This is a genomic window from Lewinella sp. W8, assembly GCF_004375085.3.
Classification (GTDB): domain Bacteria; phylum Bacteroidota; class Bacteroidia; order Chitinophagales; family Saprospiraceae; genus Neolewinella.
In genome coordinates this window covers 1-474 of sequence record NZ_SNAQ03000074.1, presented here as the reverse complement: position 1 = coordinate 474, position 474 = coordinate 1, and the positions used below count along the sequence as shown (strand labels likewise).

The 474-nt window shown below is 63.3% G+C and carries 1 pseudogene; it reads right to left on the bottom strand.

Annotated elements, in window-relative coordinates:
• Window positions 1-474: pseudogene (locus E1J53_RS24095) on the bottom strand (hypothetical protein); the annotation flags it as partial.

Here is a 474-nt window from a genome sequence, read left to right as displayed (position 1 = left end):
TCAGAGAACCAGCGCTTCCGTTAGCCGCCACACCTTCACGTACCGTGATGGCGTCCGTCAGGCTTACCGCCTCACTCAGGCGCATCGCCTCCGTAGCGCGTACTTCCACCTCGATGGTCGCCGCTCCGTTGAAGGCCATCGCGATCATTCCCTCACCGGCACGGTTCAGGTTCATCGCTCCTTCACCTTCGTAGGCTACGTTGACCAGCTCCAGGCCCGCGGCCAGCTCCAGGGTGCCCTGGAAGCCCGCCAGCTCGCCGTTGCTGATTTTTACCGTGTGCGTCTGGCCCGCGGCCAGTTCGGCTTCCTCTACGTTCAGCTCAAGTGCCGCGCGGCCGCCGGCGCGGACCACGTTACCCAGCTCAACGCCCACGAAGTCAGCATCCGTCACGTTGCCCTGCAGGTTGTTCACGTTGTACACCTCGGGGAAGGTAACCATCCAGTTACCCGGCGTCAGGTTGTAGTCCGCCTCCA